Genomic DNA, 20,608 nt, shown 5'->3' on the forward strand with positions numbered 1-20,608 from the left:
ATGGAAAACACCGTCATCCGCATCGCCCTGATCGGCGATTACGACCCGCAAGTCACCGCCCACCAGGCAATTCCTGTCGCCCTCGGCATGGCAGCCGAACACGCAGGCCTGGACGTACAGTTCCAGTGGTTGGCCACCGATCGCATCGACAACGACACACCGCTGGAAGACTTCGATGGCTTCTGGTGCGTGCCAGCCAGTCCCTACCGTAATGAGGGCGGTGCGTTGCGAGCGATCCGCTTTGCCCGCGAACAACAGCGACCTTTCCTCGGCACGTGTGGCGGTTTTCAGCACGCCGTACTCGAATACGCCCGCAACGTTCTGGGGTGGAAAGATGCCGAGCACGGCGAGACAGCACCCGATGCGACGCGAGCGCTGCTCACGCCACTGACCTGTTCGTTGGTGGAAGCCGTCGACTGCATTCAGCTGGTTGAAGGTTCGTTGATCGCCAAGGCGTATGAACATTCCGAGATTCGCGAAGGCTATCGCTGCCGTTACGGTGTGAATCCTGAATTCGAGCGGGCGTTACTGAGCGAACGGTTGTGCGCCACAGGACATGATTCGACGGGGGAGTTGCGGGCAGTGGAATTGCGTGGGCATCCGTTTTTTGTGGCCACGTTGTTTCAACCGGAACGTGCCGCGCTCAAAGGTCTGTTACCGCCGCTGGTCAGTGCGTTGATCGAAGCGTGCGTGAGGCAGACATCATGATGGCCCGGACGCCGGAACCGCCTTACTACGCGGTCATTTTTACTTCGCTGCGAACCGACGGTGACCAGGGTTACGCCGAAGCCGCCGAGCGCATGGTAGAACTGGCACGCGAGCAGCCGGGCTTTCTCGGCGTGGAATCAGCGCGGGGTGAAGACGGGCTCGGGATTACGGTGTCCTATTGGGCCAGTGAGGCAGCGATTCTGGCGTGGAAACTTCATCCCGAGCACCGTGCGATTCGTGAGCGTGGGCGCTCGACCTGGTATTCGGCGTGCAATACGCGGGTGTGCAGGGTTGAGCGGGCTTATGGGTTTAAGCAGTAGATGAAGCGGTGTTCTTTAGGCTGCCATCGCGCGATGGGGCCCGCACAAACACTGCCAATCTCAGCTCTGCACCAAACTCCGCACCGCCGAAATCTCCGGCACTTCCCGCCGATTCATGTACACCCGCAACGGCTCGCTGATGTTGATCCGGTCATCGATGTTCTGATCCAGCAACAACTGGATCAGCTCGCGCTTCAGCGTCATGGCCTGCTCCGGCCCCGGCGCCCAGACGAATTCACTCGCAGGAATGATGCCGTCATCCGCCACGTCCATGCCGAAGGAATCTTCGCTGAAACGCACGATGTACTGGCCGGTCTTGCGGTTGAGGCCGACGAAGCCTTTGAGTTGTTCGGCGGCCTGGCAGATGAGCTGGGAAGTGATGCGCATGATAAACCTCACACAAGTGATCGATGGTTTACACGCAGGGCAATTGAACGGCTTTTCCCTCTGCCGGGGAAACTGCCGGGGCCAAGAGTACTGCAAAGAGCCGCACAAATGTGCCGAAAAAATGGCCTTTAAACACGTTTATGTCGGTCTCGCGATAGCGCTGGCGGCGCTCAGTTGTTAAAAGAGACGTCTTTGAAAACTCTCTGCGAAAGGATCTCGACCATGCCCGTTACTTTCACCAAGAGCGCCCTGCTGCTGAGCGTGCTGCTGGGCCTCGGCCAGGCACAGGCCGCCAGCGAACCAAGCCCGACCTCACTCGCAGCCCGTTCGGGCATTCCGCATCCGGCGGTCATCGCTCACCGCGGCGCGTCTTTCGATGCACCGGAATCCACCGCCGCCGCTTATAAACTGGCGCGCGACCTGGGCGCGGACTACCTCGAACTGGACCTGCAACGCAGCAAGGACGGCGTGCTGTTTGCCCTGCACGACAACAATCTGCAACGCACCACCGACGTCGCCAGCAAATTCCCTGAGCGCAAGGACAGCCCGGCCAACGCGTTCACCATCGCCGAACTGAAAACCCTCGATGCCGGCAGCTGGTTCAACAGCGCTTACCCGGATCGTGCCCGCCCCTCTTACGCGGGCCTGAAAATCCTGACCCTCGACGAGATCATCGACATTGCCCAAGGCAATCCGCTGCACAAGCCCGGCTTGTACATCGAAACCAAAGAACCCAAGCAATTCCCCGGCATCGAAAGCGACCTCAAGGATAAATTGCAGGATCGCGGCTGGCTGAGTCCGGCGGGTTCCAAACTGGCGAAAAGCAATCTGGCGGTTGGCCAGGGCAAAGGCAAGGTGGTGCTGCAAACCTTCGAGAAGAGCAGCCTCGAACTGCTGGAAAAGGAAATGCCGCAGGTGCCGAAGATTCTGTTGCTGTGGGTGGGTGAAGGCAGCATCGAGCCCAAGTCCAAGGTGACGTTCGCCGAGTCCGGCGACAAGGATAAAGCGACTTACTACGCCAAGCAGGAGCCGAAGGACAAAGCCGAATTCCAGCAATGGGTCGAATACGCCAAGGCCCAGGGCGCGATCGGCACCGGACCTTCCGCTGCACTGACCAAGGGTGGCGATCAGAGCTATTCGGACCTGGTGAAACCGTGGATGAACCAGTACACCCATGATCAGGGTTTGTTGGTGCACGTCTACACCGTTGATGATGCGGTGGATTACCAGAAAGTCATGGACGCCGGGGTCGACGGTATTTTCACCAACCGCGCCAGCGAGCTGTTGAAGTTCTATAAACGTCCGGCGGCGGCGAGTGTTGCGCAGTTGCTGACAAACAACGGGTATTGATCCGGGACCGAGGCACCCGTATCGCTAGCAGGCTAGCTCCCACAAGGGATCGTTGGCGTACACAAAATGTTTGGCCAACCGAGATCAACTGTGGGAGCTAGCTGTGTAAACCCACCACGTTGTTCACGGATGCTATTCGGCTAATTGGTGGCAAATAACTCAGGCTGGCATGCGGGCGATGCCAGTTGTACTCGTGCAACCACGACGTCAGGTAGGTCGCACGTTGGTCTGAGCTTTCGTAACTTCTGGCGTAGGCCCATTCGCGCAGAGCGGTTTGGATAAATCGCTCTGCCTTGCCATTAGTTCGTGGTGTGTAAGGTTTGGTATAGATGTGTTTAAGCCCCAGCCGTCGACATAGACGCTTGAAGCGTCCGGACTTGTAGCAAGGGCCGTTATCGGTCATTACCCGCTCGAAGCAAACGCCAAGGCTTGCGTAGTAGCGCAGGGCCCGGATCAGCGCGAGGCAGGCGCTACGCCCACTTTGGTCTGCGTACAAACCGCTGTGTGCCACTCGACTGTTATCGTCGATGGCAACATGGGCGTATTCCCAACCGACATGGTAAGAGCGGCCTTTTAGGCGGTCTCGCGTCACTCGATGACCTGGTTTGTTAAAACGCCCCAGCTTCTTGATGTCCAGGTGAAGCAGACCTCCGGGCTGAGAATATTCGTAGCGAATCACTGGCGGTGGCGGTTCCAGGTATGCCAAACGGTTGAGGCCGTTACGGCTCAATAACCTGCCCACAGTGCTGTGTCCCACCTTCAAGTCCTGGCTGATTTGGCGATAGGTTTTTCGCTGGCGACGTAGCTCAAGCACTTGTTCCTGGCGCATCTCAGGAAGCGCGTGCGGACAGAACTTGGGCCGGGACGAACGATCCTGCAGTCCTTCCTCGCCTTCAGCTCGATAGCGATTAAGCCACTTGTAGGCAGTGCGAACACTGACTCCTTGAGACTGAGCTACCTCAACAGGTCTCAGGCCTTCCTTAAGGATTCGTTGAACAAGAAGGGCTCGACCGGAAACGGTTAATCGGGCATTTTTATGAGCGTTCACTCGGGGCCTCCGGGTGCTTGGTTTGGTTCGCACCTCCAATTTCCCGGAAAAGCCCCGAGTGAACAACCTACAGAGAGATCACAGCTAGCCTGCTAGCGAACGTGACCAAGGAATTAAGCCTGAATTAAGTTGCCACAGTTAATCTGGACTCACTTAAACGGCTCACCCAAGGAAAGAACCTCATGAAGACTTTGACTGCCCTGTTCACCGCTGCTGCCCTGACCCTCACCGCTGGCCTGGCGCAAGCTGCTGACGTTCTCGTTGATCAGATCCCTCAACTGGTCAAGGACGGCAAGATCAAGCCGCAGGAAGAGCTGAACCAGATCGTTCTGAAGTTGCATCCGGGTGCCACGATTACCGACAGCGACCTGGACAAGCATTCCAAAATCTACGAGTACGAAGTCGAACTGCGTGACGCCAAGAATGTTGAATGGGACGTGGACTTGAACGCCGCCACCGGCGAAGTCCTGAAGAACAAACAAGACGACTGATCCCCCCCAAAAAAGCCGCACGATTTTCGGATCGTGCGGCTTTTTTGCGTTTCGCTGGAACCTTACGCGCTTAAACGTGCCGTCACTTCATTCAGCTGTCCCGACAACCCATGCAGGTTGTGGCTGGCCGCTTCGGTGCGTTGCACGTTGTCCAAGTTGGTGCTGGCAATGCTGGTGATCTCGGTGAGGTTGCGCGAGATGTCTTCGGCGACCGAGGTCTGCTCTTCGGCAGCGGTGGCGATCTGGCGGTTCATGTCGCGGATGGCTTCCACGGCGTGGGTGATGCGCTCGAGCATGGCACCGGCCTGCGTCACTTGCTCGACGCTTTCTTCACTGCGCGACTGACCGCTTTCTATCGCCTGGGCCGCGTCTACCGCACCGGTTTGCACCGTCTGGATAATCTGGTTGATCTCAATGATCGACGCCGCCGTGCGCTGGGCCAGGCTGCGCACTTCATCGGCCACCACCGCAAAACCGCGCCCGGCTTCACCGGCTCGGGCGGCTTCGATGGCCGCGTTGAGCGCCAGCAAGTTGGTCTGTTCGGCGATGCCGCGAATCACTTCCAGCACCTTGCCGATGCGGCCGCTGTCGGTTTCCAGTTGTCGAATGACCGTCGCGGTGTTGGCGATTTCACCGCGCATGCGGGTGATGGTGTGGATGGTGCCCTGCATCACTTTTCCGCCTTGTTGGGCGGACTGGTCGGCGTCATCCGCCGCACGCGCGGCATCGGCGGCATGCCGTGCGACTTCTTGCGCCGTGGCGGACATTTCGTTCATCGCCGTGGCCACCTGATCGGTGCGGTTGAACTGTTCGTTGGTGCCGCTGGCCATGAGGCCGGCGATCGCTTTCAACTCATTGCTGGCGCCGTCCAGATCCTTGGTACTGGCCTGCAAACGACTGAAGGTTTCGGCGAGAAAATCGCGCAACGTGTTGGCCGCCATCGCCAATTTGCCCAGCTCATCCTGACGGGTGCTGGCCACGCGTTCGGCAAACTTGCCCTGGCTGAGTTGCGCCACGTAATCGATCAGCTTGCGGATCGGCTCGACCAGGTTGCGGTTGACCAGCCACAGGCTCAACAGGCCGATCAACAGACCCGAAGCGAGCATCACGATGATCCCCAGCAACACGGTGCGATCGGCACTGGCGCTGATCCGCTTCGACTGTTCAGTGCCCTGCTTGCGCAGCTCGCTGACCAGTTCGCTCATCTGATCACTGGTCGCCCGGTCCACGCCCTTCACCGCGGTGTCGCCCGCCGTTGGATCGGCACCGGCCGCCACGTAGGCATCGCGGCCCTTCTGGTACGCCGCACCTAACACGCGGTGTTCGTCACGCAGGCGTTCGATGCGGGTCTTGAGTTGCGGCTCGATACCCTTCTGCCCTGCCAGCTCGCCGAGGATGCCCTGCACATCGCGCTGACGGTCTTCGAATTGCTTCCAGTACTTGTTCAGATCCGCCGGTTGCTTGCCGCGCAGCAGAACGTTTTTCCATTCCTGGACCTGCACCTTGAACTGCAGGTTGGCTTCATCGATCAATTGTGAGGTGTGCAGCGGGCCGTCGATCAAGTTCGCATAGCTTTGAACGCCGCTGGACAGAAAGTGAAAGCAGGCCAGCGCGATCAACAGCATCGCAAACAGGCTACCACTCAGCAGGGCGAGAATTTGCGCTCTCAAGGACTTTTGCAGAAACATCGGAAGGTACTCATGACAGGAATGAGGCACGCCCTGGGTGAGGCGTGAAAGTAGATCGGACATCCCTGTCTGCCGCGTCGGCGGGTGGCCGACGGCGCGCAACTTAACCTAAGCGTGATCGGCGTGCCAGAGCGCTTCTTTAAGCGAATCCGACCATCGGCAGCGCAATCGTTTGCGTTATTTATCCGTCACAAAAACGTCATCACGGCTTGCGATGATGCGGCTCAAGTGAACCTGTGAAACCCGCGACAGGCGCCTCCTCACAACGAGACCTCATGAACCACAGCATCGACCAAAGCCATCGCGACCCGGACCTGTTCGGTCTGCTGTACGGTTTCAGCTTTCGCCCCGGCGAACGCGGCCGGGAGATCGATTCGGCCATGGCGTTGCGGTGTCTGCAGCAACCGGGCGACAGCGATGAGTTTCTCTGGCTGCACCTGAACCTCGCCCATGCCGCGTGCGAGCGCTGGATGAAAAGTCATCTGGAGTTGCCCGACGAATTTTTCGAAGCCTTGCATGAAGGCTCGCGTTCGACGCGCATCGAGCATGTCGATTCGGCACTGCTGGCGGTGGTCAACGACGTGGTGTTCAACCTCAGCAGCATGGTCTCCTCGGATGTGTCGACGTTGTGGGTATGCGCCCGCAGCCGGCTGATCATCAGCGCGCGCCTGCAACCGCTGCACTCGGTGGACAAGTTGCGTTCGTCGGTGAAGGCCGGTGAATGCTTTCGTTCGCCACTGGAATTGCTGGTGCATTTGCTGCGCGACCAGGGCGAGGTGCTGACGCAGATCGTGCGCAAGACCAGCCTCAGTGTCGATCAGATCGAAGATGAATTGCTGTCCTCGCGGCTGTCGACCAACCGCGCGGAACTGGGTGCCAATCGCCGGGTGCTGGTACGCCTGCAACGGCTGCTGGCGCTGGAGCCGGGCTCATTGCTGCGCCTGCTCAATCGTCCGCCGCAATGGTTGCAGAAGGAAGACGTGAAAGAGCTGCGCAAGTCCACCGAGGAGTTTGCGCTGATCATCAACGACCTGACGGCGTTGGGTGAGCGGATCAAGCTGTTGCAGGAAGAGATTGCCGCCAACCTGAATGAACAGAGCAACCGTACGCTGTTCACCCTGACCGTGGTGACGGTGCTGGCCTTGCCGATCAACATCATTGCCGGTTTCTTTGGCATGAACGTGGGGGGCGTGCCGCTCTCCCAGGATCCGGAGGGGTTCTGGATTCTGGTGGCATTGGTCGCGACGTTTACCGTGATCGCGGGGCGATGGGCGTTTCGCAAGCGGCAGGATTACTAATCCCGAAGCGCATCGAGCCCCTGTGGCGATGGAGCTTGCTCCCGCTGGGTCGCGAAGCGGACCCACATCCTGCCAAACAGTTTTTCTGACACACCGCGAGTACCGGGTTTACGGTTGCTTCGCAGCCGAGCGGGAGCAAGCTCCCTCGCCACAGGGGATTGCGTAGCCCTTGGATGTTGGTGCGGGGTTCTGATCAACGGATCAGCAAAAGCGCCAAACACTGACCCAGCGCAGCGTCTCTGTAACATTTGGCAATGATCATGACTGGCATTCCTTTCTCTCCTCAGGATTGTCCGCGATGGCTACTCCTTCCTACACCGCCGCCCAGGCGCCCGCCCGCAGCGCGAAGCCGCAGTTCGATAAAAAACCCGGCCTGCTGACCATCGTGATTTTCTTCGCTGTGCTGGCGATCGGGCTGTTGTTTACCGCGTACAGCCTGATGCACGACATGAACGAACTCGGCACGGTGGTCACCACCTGGACGCCGTTTCTGCTGCTGGGCGTGGCGTTGCTGATCGCGCTGGGGTTCGAGTTCGTCAACGGTTTCCACGACACCGCCAACGCGGTGGCCACGGTGATTTACACCAACTCCTTGCCGCCGAACGTTGCGGTGGTCTGGTCCGGGTTGTTCAACTTCCTCGGCGTGCTGCTGTCGAGCGGCGCGGTGGCGTTCGGCATCATCGCGTTGCTGCCGGTGGAGTTGATTCTGCAAGTCGGGTCGTCCGCCGGTTTCGCGATGATTTTCGCCCTGTTGATCGCGGCGATTCTGTGGAACCTCGGCACCTGGTGGCTGGGCTTGCCGGCGTCGTCGTCGCACACGCTGATCGGTTCGATCATCGGTGTCGGCGTCGCCAATGCCCTGATGCACGGGCGCGACGGCACCAGCGGCGTGGATTGGGCGCAAGCGACCAAAGTCGGTTATGCGTTGCTGCTCTCGCCCCTGGTCGGCTTCGCCGCCGCCGCGTTGCTGCTGCTGGCCCTGCGCGCCTTCGTCAAGAATCGCGCGCTGTACAAGGAGCCCAAAGGCAATACCCCGCCACCGTGGTGGATTCGCGGCCTGTTGATCCTGACCTGCACCGGCGTGTCCTTCGCCCACGGTTCCAACGACGGCCAGAAAGGCATGGGCCTGATCATGCTGATCCTGGTGGGCACCCTGCCGATGGCGTATGCGCTGAACCGCACCATGCCGGCGGATCAGGCGCTGCAATTCGCCGCCGTGGCCGAGGTTACCCAGCAAGCCCTGATGAAGCACACCTCGCTGCCCGCACCCGCCGATCCGCGTCCGGTGCTCTCCGATTACATGCGCACCAAGGACGCTACGCCGCAACTGATCCCCGCCCTCGCGACGCTGGCCGGCAACATCGGCAACGAAGTGAAGGGTTACGGTTCGCTGTCGAAAGTCCCGGCCGAGGCCATGGGCAACGTGCGTAACGACATGTACCTGACCAGCGAAACCATTCGCCTGATGGAAAAAAACAAGGTCGGTAACTTCGACGCCGACACCACCGACAAGCTGCAGCTGTTCAAGCAGCAGATCGACAATGCCACACGGTTCATTCCGCTGTGGGTGAAGATCGCGGTGGCGATCGCGCTGGGCCTGGGCACCATGGTCGGCTGGAAGCGCATCGTGGTGACGGTCGGCGAGAAGATCGGCAAGAGCCACCTGACTTACGCCCAAGGTGCCTCGGCGGAAACCGTGGCCATGCTGACCATCGGCGCGGCGGACATGTTCGGGCTGCCGGTGTCGACCACCCACGTGTTGTCCTCGGGGGTGGCCGGGACCATGGTCGCCAACGGCGGTGGCTTGCAGATGAAGACCATTCGCAACCTGCTGATGGCCTGGGTGTTGACCTTGCCGGCGGCGATTCTGTTGTCGGGCAGTTTGTATTGGTTGTTCACCCGAATCTTCTGACCACCACAGGTTATGCGTTGGACTGGATAATCTGCGCCAACCAATCCATGAACGCTCTGACCCGCAACGGCAAACGCCGTTGCGGGGCATAGAGGAGCGACACCTCCATCGACGGCGCGTTCAACTGCGGTAACACCGCCACCAGTTCACCGCTGAGCAAGCGCGACTGCATGCCCTTCAGCGGTGCCTGAATCAACCCGAATCCCCCCACGCACGCCGCTTCATAAGCGTCGGTGCTGTTCACCGTGACGCTGCCCGCCATCGGTAATCGATGCAGCTTGCCATCGACCTCATACAGAAACCCCTCCGAACGCGAACCCAGTACGCCGACGTAATGGACCAGCCGATGCTGCGCCAGGTCTTCGAGTGTTTCGGGAATGCCATAACGCTGCAGATAAGCGGGACTGGCGCAATTGACCATCGCAAAATCACACACGTGACGCGCGACCACCGATTGATCCGGTTGTACGCCAACCCGCACGACGCAGTCAAAACCCTCCCTTTGCACATCAACCCGGCGATCGGTGGTGCTGATTTCCAGTTCCAGATTGGGGTGCAGCGCGATGAATTCCGGCAACCGCGGCAACACCACCTGGCGCGCCAGGAAGTTGGGCATGTCGAAGCGAATCCGCCCGGTGAGCGACGCCGCATCCTGGCGAAACAGCCCTTCGATTTCGTCCATGTACGACAGCAAATCCTTGCTGCGTTCGTACAACACCAGGCCGTCCTGTGTCGCCTGAACCCTGCGCGTGGTTCGTTGCAGCAACCGCGTTCCCAGCAGCGCTTCGAGCGCCTGAACATGTTCCGACACGGTGGAACGGGGCAAGCCCAGGCTTTCGCCGGCCAGGGTAAAACTCGACACCTCGCTGACGCGAACGAAGGTGCGCAGCAGTTCCAGTTTGTTCATGGTTCGACCTTCGATTGTCCGGATTAACCGATCAGTGATTCCAGTTTCAGCCTGTTTATCACCCTATGGCGGATAAATAAACTTCCTTCACACCGTTACTCACCACCCTTGAGGAAGCCCCATGAATCGCAAAATCGCACTGATCACCGGCGCCAGCCGCGGCCTTGGCAAAAACGCAGCACTGCATCTGGCCGCCCAGGGTGTCGACGTCATCGGCACCTATAACAGCAAAGCCGATGAGGCGCAGGCACTGGTCGCGGAAATCGAAAGCCTCGGTGGTCGCGCCGCCATGTTGCAACTGGACGTGGGCCAGAGCGAGCGCTTCGCAGATTTCGCCACGCAGGTCGCCGAGGTATTGCGCAGCCGTTTCGATCGCCAGCACTTCGACTTTTTGCTCAACAACGCCGGCATCGGGGTGTATGCGAACTTAGTCGACACCACCGTCGAGCAGTTCGACTTGCTGATGAACATCCATTTGAAAGGGCCATTTTTCCTGACTCAGAAGTTGCTGCCGTTGATGACGGATGGTGGCCGCATCCTCAACGTGTCCAGCGGACTGACCCGCTTCAGCCTGCCGGGTTACGGCACTTACGCGGCGATGAAAGGCGCGATGGAAGTACTGACGCGTTATCAAGCGAAGGAGCTCGGTGCACGGGGCATCTCGGTAAATACCTTGGCGCCTGGCGCGATCGAAACCGATTTCGGCGGCGGTACCGTGCGCGACAATGCGCAGGTGAACCAGATGATCGCCGACAATACCGCGCTGGGTCGTGTCGGTCTGCCGGACGATATCGGCGCCGCGATTGCGCTGCTGCTGGCACCGGGCAGCCAGTGGATCAACGGCCAGCGCGTCGAGGCGTCGGGCGGGATGTTTTTGTAAGATAAGGAACAAAAGATCGCAGCCTTCGGCAGCTTCTACAGGGAATTGAATTCCATTGCAGGAGCGGCCGGAGGCTGCGATCTTTTGCTTTTATCCCTCGCAAGCACTGCGCATGAGGACCCGCTCGCGCACCACGTCATACGCCCAGTGGTAAACGTAGGTGTACGGCAGGAAAAACAGCAACACACCGATATCCAGCAGGAACGCCTGCCACAGGCTGACATTGAGCCACCAGGCAATCAGCGGCACGCCAACCGCCACCAGCCCCCCTTCAAACAACAGCGCATGGACGACTCGCGTCCATGCGCTGTGCACGATGTCGAAACGCTGCAGCACACGATCAAATACCCCGTTGAACACCACGTTCCACGCCAGTGCCAGCGCCGCGATCACGACGGTGACGACGCCCATGTCGAGCATCGGTTTGTCCATGATCCACGCCAGCAACGGGGTGCAGATCACGATGGCCAACAGCTCGAAGCCGATGGCCTGGAAAATACGTTCGGTGATGGATTTTTGCATGTTCATGAGCAGAGCCCCTGAGTGACTGTAGTTGTCATGATCCACTCCCGCACCGATACTTCATAACCAATAACCATCGATCAAGGCGATAGTTCATGGCGTCCCAGGAAGTGTTGCAGGCGTTTGTGCAAGCGGCGACCCAAGGCTCGTTTTCCGCCGCGGCGCGCAAGCTCGGGCGCAGTCAGTCGACCATCAGCGCCGCAGTGGCGAGCCTGGAGATTGATCTGGATCTGATCCTGTTCGACCGCAGTAGCCGCAAGCCGACCCTGACACCGGCCGGGCATGTGATGTTGCAGCGGGCCGAGGAGATTCTGGCGGCCACCAGCCGTCTGGAAATGACCGCCAGCCAGTTGGCTCAAGGGGTTGAGCCGAAGCTGACCGTGGCGATTTCCGACACCTATCAGTCCGACCGTTTCGAAGCGGCGCTCAGTGCGTTCGAACAGCGATACCCGGACCTTGAGCTCGAATGCCTGATCGCCGAATGCGATGACCTGGTGGCGCTGGTACAAAGCGGACGGGCGCATGTGGCGTTCGCCGAGCAACAGGAAAGTTACCCACCGGATCTGGTCAGCTCGACGGTGGCAGAGCGCACCGAAATCGCCCTGTTCGTGTCCCGCGAGCATCCGTTGGCAACGCTGGCTGTCATCGATCAGGACATCTTGCAACAGCACCGGGAGTTGCGTCTGGCGACGATCGTCAATCCGTATGAAAGCCGCGCCAAGGGGCGCGTCTGGTCGGCACCGAGTTATTTGATGCTGCTGGAAATGGCCCAGGGCGGATTCGGTTGGGCGCCGTTGCCGCGGTGGCTGGTGGGACGGTTTGGCGCCGGGACGTTGCAGGAGTTGAACGTGCGCGGGTGGCCGAAACCGCTGTTCGTCGATGCGCTGTGGTCGCGGCTGCATCCGCCGGGGCCGGCGGGGAGCTGGTTGTTGGGCAAGATGCTGGAATGACGGTCCTGCGGACCTTATCGCGGGCTTGCCCGCGACGGGGCGGGCACTTTATTTCAAAGCCTTGATCCGGGCCTCGATAAACCGCCGCTCCGGCACCTGCTGCGTCAATTCCAGCGCCCGCTCATACGCCGCCCGTGCCTCCTCCACCCGTCCCAACTGCCGACAAAACTCGGCCCGCGCCGAATGTGCCAAGTGGTAATCCAGCAAATCCCCGCGCCCCAGAATCCCTTCAATCAGCGTCAACCCCGCCAACGGTCCATCCCTTCTGGAGATGGCGGCCGCACGGTTCAATTCGATCACCGGCGAAGGCACGGCCGCCAACAGCACGTCATACAACCCCACAATTTGCAGCCAATCGGTCTCCCCCGCCGTCGGCGCTTCGGCATGCACCGCCGCGATGGCCGCTTGCAAACAGTAAGGACCGAATCGCCGGGTACTCAGCGCACGCTCGATCAGCGCGCAGCCTTCGGCAATCAACCCGGCGTCCCACAGCGAACGGTCCTGCTCATCCAGCAGGATCAGCTCGCCACTCGACGACGTCCGCGCCGGACGCCGTGATTCATGCAACAGCATCAGCGCCAGCAGGCCCATCACCTCGGGTTCGGGCAGCAGTTCCATCAGCAAACGCCCGAGGCGGATCGCCTCGCGGGTCAGGTCTTCACGGATGAGCTCGGTGCCGACGGACGCCGAGTAGCCTTCGTTGAACACCAGGTAAATCACCCGCAGCACGCTGTCGAGTCGCTCGGGCAATTCCGCCAGGGTCGGCACTTGGTAGGGAATTTTCGCGTCGCGGATTTTCGCTTTGGCCCGCACGATGCGCTGGGCAATGGTGGCCGGTGCGGAAAGAAACGCCCGGGCGATTTCTTCGGTGGTCAGGTCGCAGACTTCGCGCAATGTCAGCGGCACTTGAGCATCCGCCGCGAGTGCCGGGTGACAGCAGGTGAAGATCAGGCGCAAGCGATCGTCTTCCACGTCGTCGTCACTCCAGTCAGCCTGCTCCAGCGCCTCCAGTTGAGCGATCAGCATTGGCCGGGACGCGGCAAACCGCGCGCGGCGACGCAACACATCGATGGCCTTGAAACGCCCGGTGGAAACCAGCCACGCCCGTGGATTGTCCGGCACACCGTCACGCTGCCAGCGCTCGACCGCGATAAAGAACGCCTCGTGCAAGGCTTCTTCGGCGAGATCGAAATCGCCAAGCAGACGGATCAGGGTCGCCAGGATCCGCCGCGACTCTTCGCGGTAAACCTGCTCGACCCGAGCCTTGACCGACACCCCGGGCATCAGTCCTGCATGCCTTGCGTCACCATGGAATCTCCTTGCCTGTGACCGTTAAGGATTCAACTCTCGAACCGGCCGTACCTCGACACACCCGACCCGCGCCGCCGGAATGTTGCCGGCAACCTGAAGGGCTTCATTGAGGTCTTTGGCGTCGATCAGGTAGAAGCCGGCCAATTGCTCCTTGGTTTCGGCGAACGGGCCGTCGGTGATCGACATTTTGCCGTTGCGCATGCGCACGGTAGTGGCGGTCTGCACCGACTCCAGCGCCTCGGCGGCGAGCATGCGGCCGCTGCCCTGGATCGATTCGGCATAGGCCATGCACTCGGCGTCCTTGGGGCTTTCGGGCAGTGAGTGCAACTCCTGTTCGTTGCTGTAGACCAGGCATAAGTACTTCATGGGGCTCTCCGATCGAACTGATCAACTATGGCTGCAGTTTGATGTTTTGGCGCTGATTCCCGACGATCAGGGTTCAAGGTTGAACAGCGCAGTGCCGCTCGTCATGTCGAACGGGGCCGACCAGTGTTCGTGGACGATGCGCCATTGGCCGGCCTCGCGACGATAGCAGGCGGTCACGCGCATCCAGCAGGCCTGGGTTTCGCCCTTGTCGTTGGTGCCGCCGCAATGGGCCAGCCAATGAGCGAAGGCGATGTGCTCGTCCGCCACGACGTTCATCTGATCGAAGTCGAACTTATGCGCGCCCTGGCACATTTCCATGCATTCCAGCCAATGCTTGCGGTAGGCAGTCTTGCCGCGAAACTGCAGGGCCTTGACCGCGTCGTAGGAGACGATGTCATCGCCATACAACGCCATGATTTTCTCGACATCCTTGGCGATGACCGCCTGGCGATAGGTGTCGATCAGAGTCTCGATTTCGTGAGTTGCGTTCATGGTGGTTCTCCGTGTTTTTTGTTGTGAAGACACCCTTAGTCGTTCGGCGAAATGCCGAATCGACAGTCGAAATAAAAATAATCCATGGGCGCAAACTCGCTAGAATCCGAGGCTCATTTCTGATGGAAAAAGGACACTCCAGTGACAACCCGACTCGTGCCTTACGAAACCCTGAACGCGCGCCAGCGCCAGCAGGTCGAGGCCATCGAAGTTCGCAAAGAACAAATCAGATTCTCCGGCGACATTCATGGTGCGCTGCACACCTTGTTGTCCAAACCCGGCCCCGGCGTCAAAGGATTTGCCCTGTTGGCCGATGACATTCCGGTTGCCTTCCTGCTGCTCAAACGTCCGCCGGTGCTGCCTGCCTGGGCCGATGAACACAGCGCCACGCTGCATGCACTGCAAGTCGGCCAGCGTCATCAAGGCAAAGGGTATGGCAAGGCCTGCCTGCAAGCCCTGCCCGACGTGGCGCGCCAGGCATTTCCTGAAATCAGGGCGCTGGAATTGTCGGTGGATGCGGACAACGAGGCCGCCATCGCGCTGTACGCCAGTTTCGGCTGGGTCGACAGCGGCGAAGCCTACAAGGGCCGGATCGGTTACGAACGGCGCATGGGACTGATTTTCTGAGGTGGTTATGCTCGACAGTATCGAAGCACTGGAAGCGATCTACGGCCAACCCCACGACCGCGCCATGCGCAAGCGAATCGCCTTTCTGAACGAGGACTATCAAGCGATGGTCCGCGCCTCGCCACTGGTGATCATCAGCTCGGTCGGCCCCGACGGCCTGGACGGCTCGCCGCGCGGTGACACGCCGGGTTTCGTGCGAATCATCGATGAGCGCACCCTGGCGATACCGGACCGCCCGGGCAACAACCGCATCGACACACTGCGCAATGTGGTGCTCGATTCACGGGTGTCGCTGCTGTTCATCATCCCGGGGATCGGCGAGACGTTGCGGGTCAACGGCTCGGCGCAGATCAGCAATGAACCGGGGTTGCTGGAAAGCTTCGCGGTCAACGGCAAACCGGCGCGCACGGTGATGCTGGTGACGGTGGAGGCGGCGTTTTTTCACTGCTCGAAAGCGATCGTGCGGTCGGATTTGTGGAACCCCGAGAAGCACCTGGATCGCTCGGCGCTGCCGACGGCGGGGGCGTTTCACAAGCGCTTGAATGATGGGGCGTTTGATGCCGAGACGTATGACCGGGAAGCGCCGGCGCGGGTGCGGAATAGCCTCTACTGATATTGCTCCCACACTCGATCTTCGGTGTTCGATGGAATCTGGTTACAACGTCAGCACCATCTCATGCCAAGCCATCCCGCCATGATCCGACGCGGAAGGCTTGATATAGGCGAAGCCAAACCCGGCATACAGCGGAATATGCCGCTCCTTGCACATCAGGTTGATGCTGGCCTTGCCCAACGCACGCATCCGCTCGATGAACTCGCCCATCAAGCGTTTCGCCAGACCCTGCCCCTGATAATCCGGGTGCACCACCACCGACATGATCACCACGTGCGGGCCGGCCGGGTCGTGGCCGATCAGTTCCTTGAACGCTTCGTCCGACATCTCGACCTGAAACGCCGCCCCGGAGTTGATGAAACCGGCGACCACGCCGTCCACTTCGGCGACGATAAACCCCTCGGGCCAGGTGGCGATGCGGGTGGCGATTTTCTCCCGGGTGGCGGCTTCGTCGCCTTCGTAGGCAACGGTTTCGATGGCGTAGCAGCGGTCCAGGTCAGCGGGGGTGACGTGGCGGATGACGGTGTTCATGGCAGCTCGGAATCAGCGGGGGAAAGGCTGGGGATCATAAATCAGCGTCGGCACGACATCGAGAGGCGAATCGCGGATCCGCCTCTCGATACCGACGTTACGCCTTGAGCGGCAGCCAGATTTCCAGCTTGCCGGTTTTGAGCTTCGGGTTGAAGTCTTCGCTGTAGCGTTCGAATTCCGGGGCGTCCGCGGCCTCTTTACCGGACTGCGGCAACCAGGTTTTCCAGATGTACTGAAACGTCTCGGGCAACTGGTCCAGCGAGCCTTTGTGCTCGAACACCGCGTAATGCTGGGGTTGAACCTCGACCCAGCGGTACTTTTCGGGCAGGTCGTCGAGTTTTTCGATCTCGACGCCCGCGATGTATTCGAAGCCGCCCTTGCCATCCGGATTGCAGCAGATGCCGTAGGTCACTTCGCTTTTTTGACCGGGAATCTTGCCAATCTCGGGAACGAATTTCTCCCAGAGTTCGGGAATGCCTTGCGTGGTCTGTTGGGTAAATCGTCCACCAAGCCCCGCAATGAGCAGAAAGTGCCCGTGTTCAAAACGTGGCTCGGCCGGTTTTACGTCTGATTGCTCATCCATGACTCGACTCCTGGATCAAAAAAGTGGGTTCGGCTGGGAGTATAGAAGCCAAACCCGATTAGCCCAGTCAGAGGCTGTGCAACGCCTCGACAGCACCCGCGCCTACAAACTCGTTGTAGCCCGATAGAATCACGTACACGGCGAAATAGCAGAAGATCGCCGCCGATGCCATGTAGGAGTAACGCAGCAGCTTGTCGCCGAGCAACTTGCCGCCATGGCTCGCGGCGAAACACAGGCCGGCGGACCACAGCAATCCCGCGCAGAGAAAACCGCCGAGAAAGAGTGCCGAGCTGAGTGCCCCGCCACCGCCGGACCGCGCAATCAGCGTGCCGCCCACCGCGGCGAACCAGAGAATGGCGCTGGGTGACGACATGGCGAGGAAAATTCCACGAAAAAACTCTTTACGGTGTGAGTTGTGACCGACTTCAGCGGTCTGTGCCAATACGGCTTCGTGGTGAATTGCCGAATAGATCATCTTCGCCGCGAAGTACACCAGCAACACCGAACCGCCGATCCACAGCACCCAGCGCACGGTTTCGTATTGCAGCAAAACAGTCATGCCAGCCAGTGCCAGCACCGCGTAAATCAGGTCGCCGACGCAGGTCCCCAATCCCAGCGCAAAGCCTTGAAAATAGCCGCGCTGCATGGCCAGGGTGATCATCGCGATATTGGCCACGCCGATGTCCAGGCACAAAGAAAGGCTCAGCAAGAAGCCGCTGCTAAATTCCATCAACCGTTATCCTTCGGAAAAATTTGTTTACACACTGGCTGGACAGTGTGCCATGCCACCCCTTATCTTCCGCAACAGGTCACCGCAGTGACCAGCGTCGCTCGGACGGTTCCGGGCGCTCACGTTATCCGAGGCAACAATGGCTAACCCAGGTTCGCCGCGCCGCTTTGCGCGCATAGATCGACTCCCCCCTTACGTTTTCAACATCACTGCCGAGCTGAAGATGGCCGCCCGTCGTCGTGGCGAAGACATCATCGATTTCAGCATGGGCAACCCCGACGGTCCGACGCCGCCGCACATTGTCGAAAAACTCGTCACCGTCGCCCAACGCGAAGACACCCACGGTTACTCGACGTCCAAGGGCATTCCGCGTCTGCGCCGGGCGATTTCCAACTGGTACAAGGATCGCTACGAGGTCGACATCGACCCGGAAACCGAAGCCATCGTGACCATCGGCTCCAAGGAAGGCCTGGCGCATTTGATGCTGGCCACCCTCGATCAGGGCGACACGGTGCTGGTGCCGAACCCGAGCTACCCGATTCACATCTACGGCGCGGTGATTGCCGGCGCCCAGGTGCGTTCGGTGCCATTGATTCCGGGCGTGGACTTCTTCGCCGAACTGGAGCGGGCGATTCGCGGCTCGATTCCGAAACCGAAAATGATGATCCTCGGCTTCCCGTCCAACCCGACCGCACAGTGCGTTGAGCTGGACTTCTTCGAGCGTGTGATCGCCCTCGCCAAACAGTACGACGTGCTGGTGGTGCATGACCTGGCCTATGCCGACATCGTCTACGACGGCTGGAAAGCTCCGTCGATCATGCAAGTGCCGGGCGCCAAGGACATCGCGGTGGAGTTTTTCACCCTGTCCAAGAGCTACAACATGGCGGGCTGGCGCATCGGCTTCATGGTCGGCAACCCGGAACTGGTCAACGCCCTGGCGCGGATCAAGAGTTACCACGACTACGGCACGTTCACTCCGCTGCAAGTCGCGGCCATTGCGGCGCTGGAAGGCGATCAGCAGTGCGTCAAGGACATCGCCGAGCAGTACCGGCAGCGCCGCAACGTGTTGGTCAAAGGCCTGCACGAGCTGGGCTGGATGGTCGAGAATCCGAAGGCATCGATGTATGTCTGGGCGAAGATTCCCGAAGCCTACGCGCACCTTGGCTCTTTGGAGTTCGCCAAGAAAATGCTCGCCGAGGCCAAGGTCTGCGTCTCGCCGGGTGTCGGGTTTGGTGAGTATGGGGATGATCATGTGCGCTTCGCGCTGATCGAAAACCAGGACCGGATTCGCCAGGCCGTGCGCGGGATTCGCGCAATGTTCAGGGCGGATGGGCTGGTCAGCAAATCCTGAGGCCTGGACACATAACACTGTGGGAGCGAGCCTGCTCGCGATAGCGGACTTACATTCAACATCTTCGCTGAATGTTAAGCCCTCATCGCGAGCAGGCTCGCTCCCACATTTGGTTTTGCGGTGTGCTTAAACGAACAACGACAGCAGCAGGATAAAGCCCAGGGCCACCACAGACAGGATGGTTTCCATCGCCGTCCAGGTCTTGAAGGTCTCCGCCACGGTCATGTTGAAGTATTGCTTCACCAGCCAGAAACCGGCGTCGTTGACGTGAGACAGGATCAACGAACCGGCACCGGTGGCCAGCACCAGCAACTCACGGTTCACACCCGGAATCATCCCCACCACCGGCACCACGATGCCGGCGCCAGTAATGGTCGCCACGGTCGCCGAACCGGTCGCGATACGGATCACCGCCGCCACCAGCCATGCCAGAAGGATCGGCGAGATTTCCGCAGCCACCGCCATGTTGCCGATGACATTACCCACGCCGCTGGTCACCAGCATCTGCTTGAAGCCACCACCGGCACCGATGATCAGGATGATTGCGGCGGTTGGCGCGAGGCTCGCGTCCAGCCATTTGAGCATCTGGTTGGAACCAATGCCCTGCTTGTAGCCGAAGGTGTACAGCGACAGCAGCAACGCCAGCAGCAGTGCCGAGATCGGGTGACCGATCAGGTCCATGAAGGTGCGGAAAAAGTTGCCGTCCGGCAGCACCACATCGGCAAAGGTCTTGAGCAGCATCAGGAACACCGGCGACAGCACGGTGATCAAGGTGATGGAGAAGCTCGGCAGATCGGCAGAATCGTTCTCGCGCGCCAGTTGATCCACCAGTTCCTGATTGGGATGACCGGGAATGTACTTGGCAATGAAGGTGCCGTAGATCGGGCCGGCGATGATGGCCGTCGGCAGCGCAACGATCAGGCCGTAGAGAATGGTTTTACCGATGTCGGCACCGAACACGCCGATGGCCAGCAACGGACCCGGGTGCGGGGGCACCAGACCGTGCACGGCGGACAGGCCGGCCAGCAGCGGGATACCGATCTTGATGATCGACACGCCGGTACGCCGGGCCACGATGAACACCAGCGGGATCAGCAGCACGAAGCCGATCTCGAAGAACAGCGGAATGCCGACCAGGAACGCGGCGAACATCATCGCCCACTGCACCTTGTCCTTGCCGAACGCGCGAATCAGCGTCTGGGCAATCTGATCCGCCCCGCCCGACTCGGCCATCATTTTGCCAAGCATGGTGCCCAGCGCAAGGATGATCCCGACGAAACCGAGCACCCCACCGAAGCCGTCCTGGAACGCTTTGATGATGGTGCCGATCGGCATGCCGGAGGTCAGCCCGAGAAAGGCTGCGGCAATGATCAGGGCAATGAACGGGTGAAACTTGAACTTGGTGATCAGGACGATAAGCCCGATCACCGTGACCACTGCATCGAGCAGCAGGAACGTCTCGTGGGACATGCCAAACATTAGGGGTGTCTCCTGGTTGTTGTTGTTATTGAAGCGGGTAATTCGAAAGCCATAAGGACAGCGC

The 20,608-nt window shown here is 60.0% G+C and carries 23 protein-coding genes; 11 read left to right on the forward strand and 12 right to left on the reverse strand.

Features of this window, described 5'->3' with window-relative positions:
- Together B723_RS29535 and B723_RS29540 are read left to right on the forward strand one after the other, a co-directional pair.
- Positions 1-708 (forward strand): CTP synthase C-terminal region-related (seleno)protein, encoded by a 708-nt coding sequence (locus B723_RS29535; protein ID WP_017340246.1) that lies wholly within the window; start codon positions 1-3, stop codon positions 706-708.
- Complete coding sequence (locus tag B723_RS29540) at positions 705-1,028, forward strand: antibiotic biosynthesis monooxygenase family protein (RefSeq protein ID WP_017340247.1); 324 nt, start codon at positions 705-707, stop codon at positions 1,026-1,028. Before B723_RS29535 ends, B723_RS29540 begins: the two co-directional genes overlap by 4 nt.
- Before the next feature lie 60 nt (positions 1,029-1,088).
- On the opposite strand, the gene B723_RS29545 is transcribed toward B723_RS29540, so the two are convergent.
- Entirely contained in the window at positions 1,089-1,415 is a 327-nt protein-coding gene (locus B723_RS29545; protein ID WP_017340248.1) for a DUF2025 family protein, read from the reverse strand.
- Positions 1,416-1,637: 222 nt separating this feature from the next.
- On the opposite strand from B723_RS29545, the gene B723_RS29550 reads away from it, so the two are divergent.
- Positions 1,638-2,765 carry a glycerophosphodiester phosphodiesterase gene (locus tag B723_RS29550; RefSeq protein ID WP_017340249.1) on the forward strand — a complete coding sequence of 376 codons (1,128 nt, stop codon included), beginning with the start codon at positions 1,638-1,640 and terminating at the stop codon, positions 2,763-2,765.
- A 97-nt stretch (positions 2,766-2,862) separates the two neighbouring features.
- Here B723_RS29550 and B723_RS32675 read toward each other — a convergent pair whose 3' ends face one another.
- Positions 2,863-3,813 (reverse strand): IS481 family transposase, encoded by a 951-nt coding sequence (locus tag B723_RS32675; protein ID WP_080995117.1) that lies wholly within the window; start codon positions 3,811-3,813, stop codon positions 2,863-2,865.
- Positions 3,814-3,995: 182 nt separating this feature from the next.
- Here B723_RS32675 and B723_RS29560 point away from each other — a divergent pair, with 182 nt between their 5' ends.
- On the forward strand, positions 3,996-4,304 hold the full coding sequence (locus tag B723_RS29560; protein WP_017340383.1) for a PepSY domain-containing protein: 309 nt from the start codon (positions 3,996-3,998) through the stop codon (positions 4,302-4,304).
- Positions 4,305-4,366: 62 nt separating this feature from the next.
- On the opposite strand, the gene B723_RS29565 is transcribed toward B723_RS29560, so the two are convergent.
- On the reverse strand, positions 4,367-5,992 hold the full coding sequence (locus B723_RS29565; RefSeq protein ID WP_017340384.1) for a methyl-accepting chemotaxis protein: 1,626 nt from the start codon (positions 5,990-5,992) through the stop codon (positions 4,367-4,369).
- 275 nt (positions 5,993-6,267) lie between these two features.
- On the opposite strand from B723_RS29565, the gene B723_RS29570 reads away from it, so the two are divergent.
- Positions 6,268-7,290, forward strand: coding sequence for a transporter (locus B723_RS29570; RefSeq protein WP_017340385.1), 1,023 nt, complete (start codon positions 6,268-6,270; stop codon positions 7,288-7,290).
- A gap of 298 nt (positions 7,291-7,588) precedes the next feature.
- Positions 7,589-9,202 carry an inorganic phosphate transporter gene (locus B723_RS29575; protein ID WP_017340386.1) on the forward strand — a complete coding sequence of 538 codons (1,614 nt, stop codon included), beginning with the start codon at positions 7,589-7,591 and terminating at the stop codon, positions 9,200-9,202.
- Between the two features lie 10 nt (positions 9,203-9,212).
- Here B723_RS29575 and B723_RS29580 read toward each other — a convergent pair whose 3' ends face one another.
- On the reverse strand, positions 9,213-10,109 hold the full coding sequence (locus tag B723_RS29580; RefSeq protein ID WP_017340387.1) for a LysR family transcriptional regulator: 897 nt from the start codon (positions 10,107-10,109) through the stop codon (positions 9,213-9,215).
- A gap of 121 nt (positions 10,110-10,230) precedes the next feature.
- Between B723_RS29580 and B723_RS29585 the strand changes: the two genes are divergently transcribed.
- Positions 10,231-10,989, forward strand: coding sequence for an SDR family NAD(P)-dependent oxidoreductase (locus B723_RS29585; RefSeq protein ID WP_017340388.1), 759 nt, complete (start codon positions 10,231-10,233; stop codon positions 10,987-10,989).
- A gap of 90 nt (positions 10,990-11,079) precedes the next feature.
- Here the strand turns inward: B723_RS29585 and B723_RS29590 are convergent, their stop codons facing one another.
- Positions 11,080-11,517: a multidrug/biocide efflux PACE transporter gene (locus B723_RS29590; protein ID WP_017340389.1), complete on the reverse strand. Its 438-nt coding sequence runs from the start codon at positions 11,515-11,517 to the stop codon at positions 11,080-11,082.
- Between the two features lie 89 nt (positions 11,518-11,606).
- On the opposite strand from B723_RS29590, the gene B723_RS29595 reads away from it, so the two are divergent.
- Positions 11,607-12,461 carry a LysR family transcriptional regulator gene (locus tag B723_RS29595; RefSeq protein ID WP_017340390.1) on the forward strand — a complete coding sequence of 285 codons (855 nt, stop codon included), beginning with the start codon at positions 11,607-11,609 and terminating at the stop codon, positions 12,459-12,461.
- A 48-nt stretch (positions 12,462-12,509) separates the two neighbouring features.
- Here B723_RS29595 and B723_RS29600 read toward each other — a convergent pair whose 3' ends face one another.
- The 3 genes from B723_RS29600 to B723_RS29610 form a co-directional block, all read right to left on the reverse strand.
- Positions 12,510-13,745, reverse strand: a complete 1,236-nt coding sequence (locus B723_RS29600) for an RNA polymerase sigma factor (protein WP_017340391.1) — start codon at positions 13,743-13,745, stop codon at positions 12,510-12,512.
- Positions 13,746-13,793: 48 nt separating this feature from the next.
- A complete protein-coding gene (locus B723_RS29605) occupies positions 13,794-14,138 on the reverse strand; it encodes a YciI family protein (RefSeq protein ID WP_017340392.1) in 345 nt (114 codons plus the stop codon).
- Between the two features lie 66 nt (positions 14,139-14,204).
- Entirely contained in the window at positions 14,205-14,630 is a 426-nt protein-coding gene (locus B723_RS29610; RefSeq protein WP_017340393.1) for a YybH family protein, read from the reverse strand.
- Positions 14,631-14,771: 141 nt separating this feature from the next.
- Between B723_RS29610 and B723_RS29615 the strand changes: the two genes are divergently transcribed.
- Together B723_RS29615 and B723_RS29620 are read left to right on the forward strand one after the other, a co-directional pair.
- Positions 14,772-15,257, forward strand: coding sequence for a GNAT family N-acetyltransferase (locus B723_RS29615; protein WP_017340394.1), 486 nt, complete (start codon positions 14,772-14,774; stop codon positions 15,255-15,257).
- 7 nt (positions 15,258-15,264) lie between these two features.
- Positions 15,265-15,870: a pyridoxamine 5'-phosphate oxidase family protein gene (locus B723_RS29620; protein WP_017340395.1), complete on the forward strand. Its 606-nt coding sequence runs from the start codon at positions 15,265-15,267 to the stop codon at positions 15,868-15,870.
- Between the two features lie 42 nt (positions 15,871-15,912).
- On the opposite strand, the gene B723_RS29625 is transcribed toward B723_RS29620, so the two are convergent.
- From B723_RS29625 to B723_RS29635, 3 genes are all read right to left on the reverse strand, one after another.
- Positions 15,913-16,401: a GNAT family N-acetyltransferase gene (locus tag B723_RS29625; protein ID WP_017340396.1), complete on the reverse strand. Its 489-nt coding sequence runs from the start codon at positions 16,399-16,401 to the stop codon at positions 15,913-15,915.
- Between the two features lie 97 nt (positions 16,402-16,498).
- Positions 16,499-16,984 (reverse strand): GyrI-like domain-containing protein, encoded by a 486-nt coding sequence (locus tag B723_RS29630; protein WP_017340397.1) that lies wholly within the window; start codon positions 16,982-16,984, stop codon positions 16,499-16,501.
- Between the two features lie 67 nt (positions 16,985-17,051).
- A complete protein-coding gene (locus tag B723_RS29635; protein ID WP_017340398.1) occupies positions 17,052-17,714 on the reverse strand; it encodes a LysE family translocator in 663 nt (220 codons plus the stop codon).
- Between the two features lie 139 nt (positions 17,715-17,853).
- On the opposite strand from B723_RS29635, the gene alaC reads away from it, so the two are divergent.
- On the forward strand, positions 17,854-19,065 hold the full coding sequence (alaC, locus tag B723_RS29640; protein ID WP_017340399.1) for an alanine transaminase: 1,212 nt from the start codon (positions 17,854-17,856) through the stop codon (positions 19,063-19,065).
- A gap of 126 nt (positions 19,066-19,191) precedes the next feature.
- Here the strand turns inward: alaC and B723_RS29645 are convergent, their stop codons facing one another.
- Complete coding sequence (locus B723_RS29645) at positions 19,192-20,544, reverse strand: GntP family permease (protein WP_017340400.1); 1,353 nt, start codon at positions 20,542-20,544, stop codon at positions 19,192-19,194.
- Positions 20,545-20,608 lie beyond the last annotated feature (64 nt).

The organism is Pseudomonas fluorescens NCIMB 11764 (genome assembly GCF_000293885.2).
GTDB classification, from domain to species: domain Bacteria; phylum Pseudomonadota; class Gammaproteobacteria; order Pseudomonadales; family Pseudomonadaceae; genus Aquipseudomonas; species Aquipseudomonas fluorescens_B.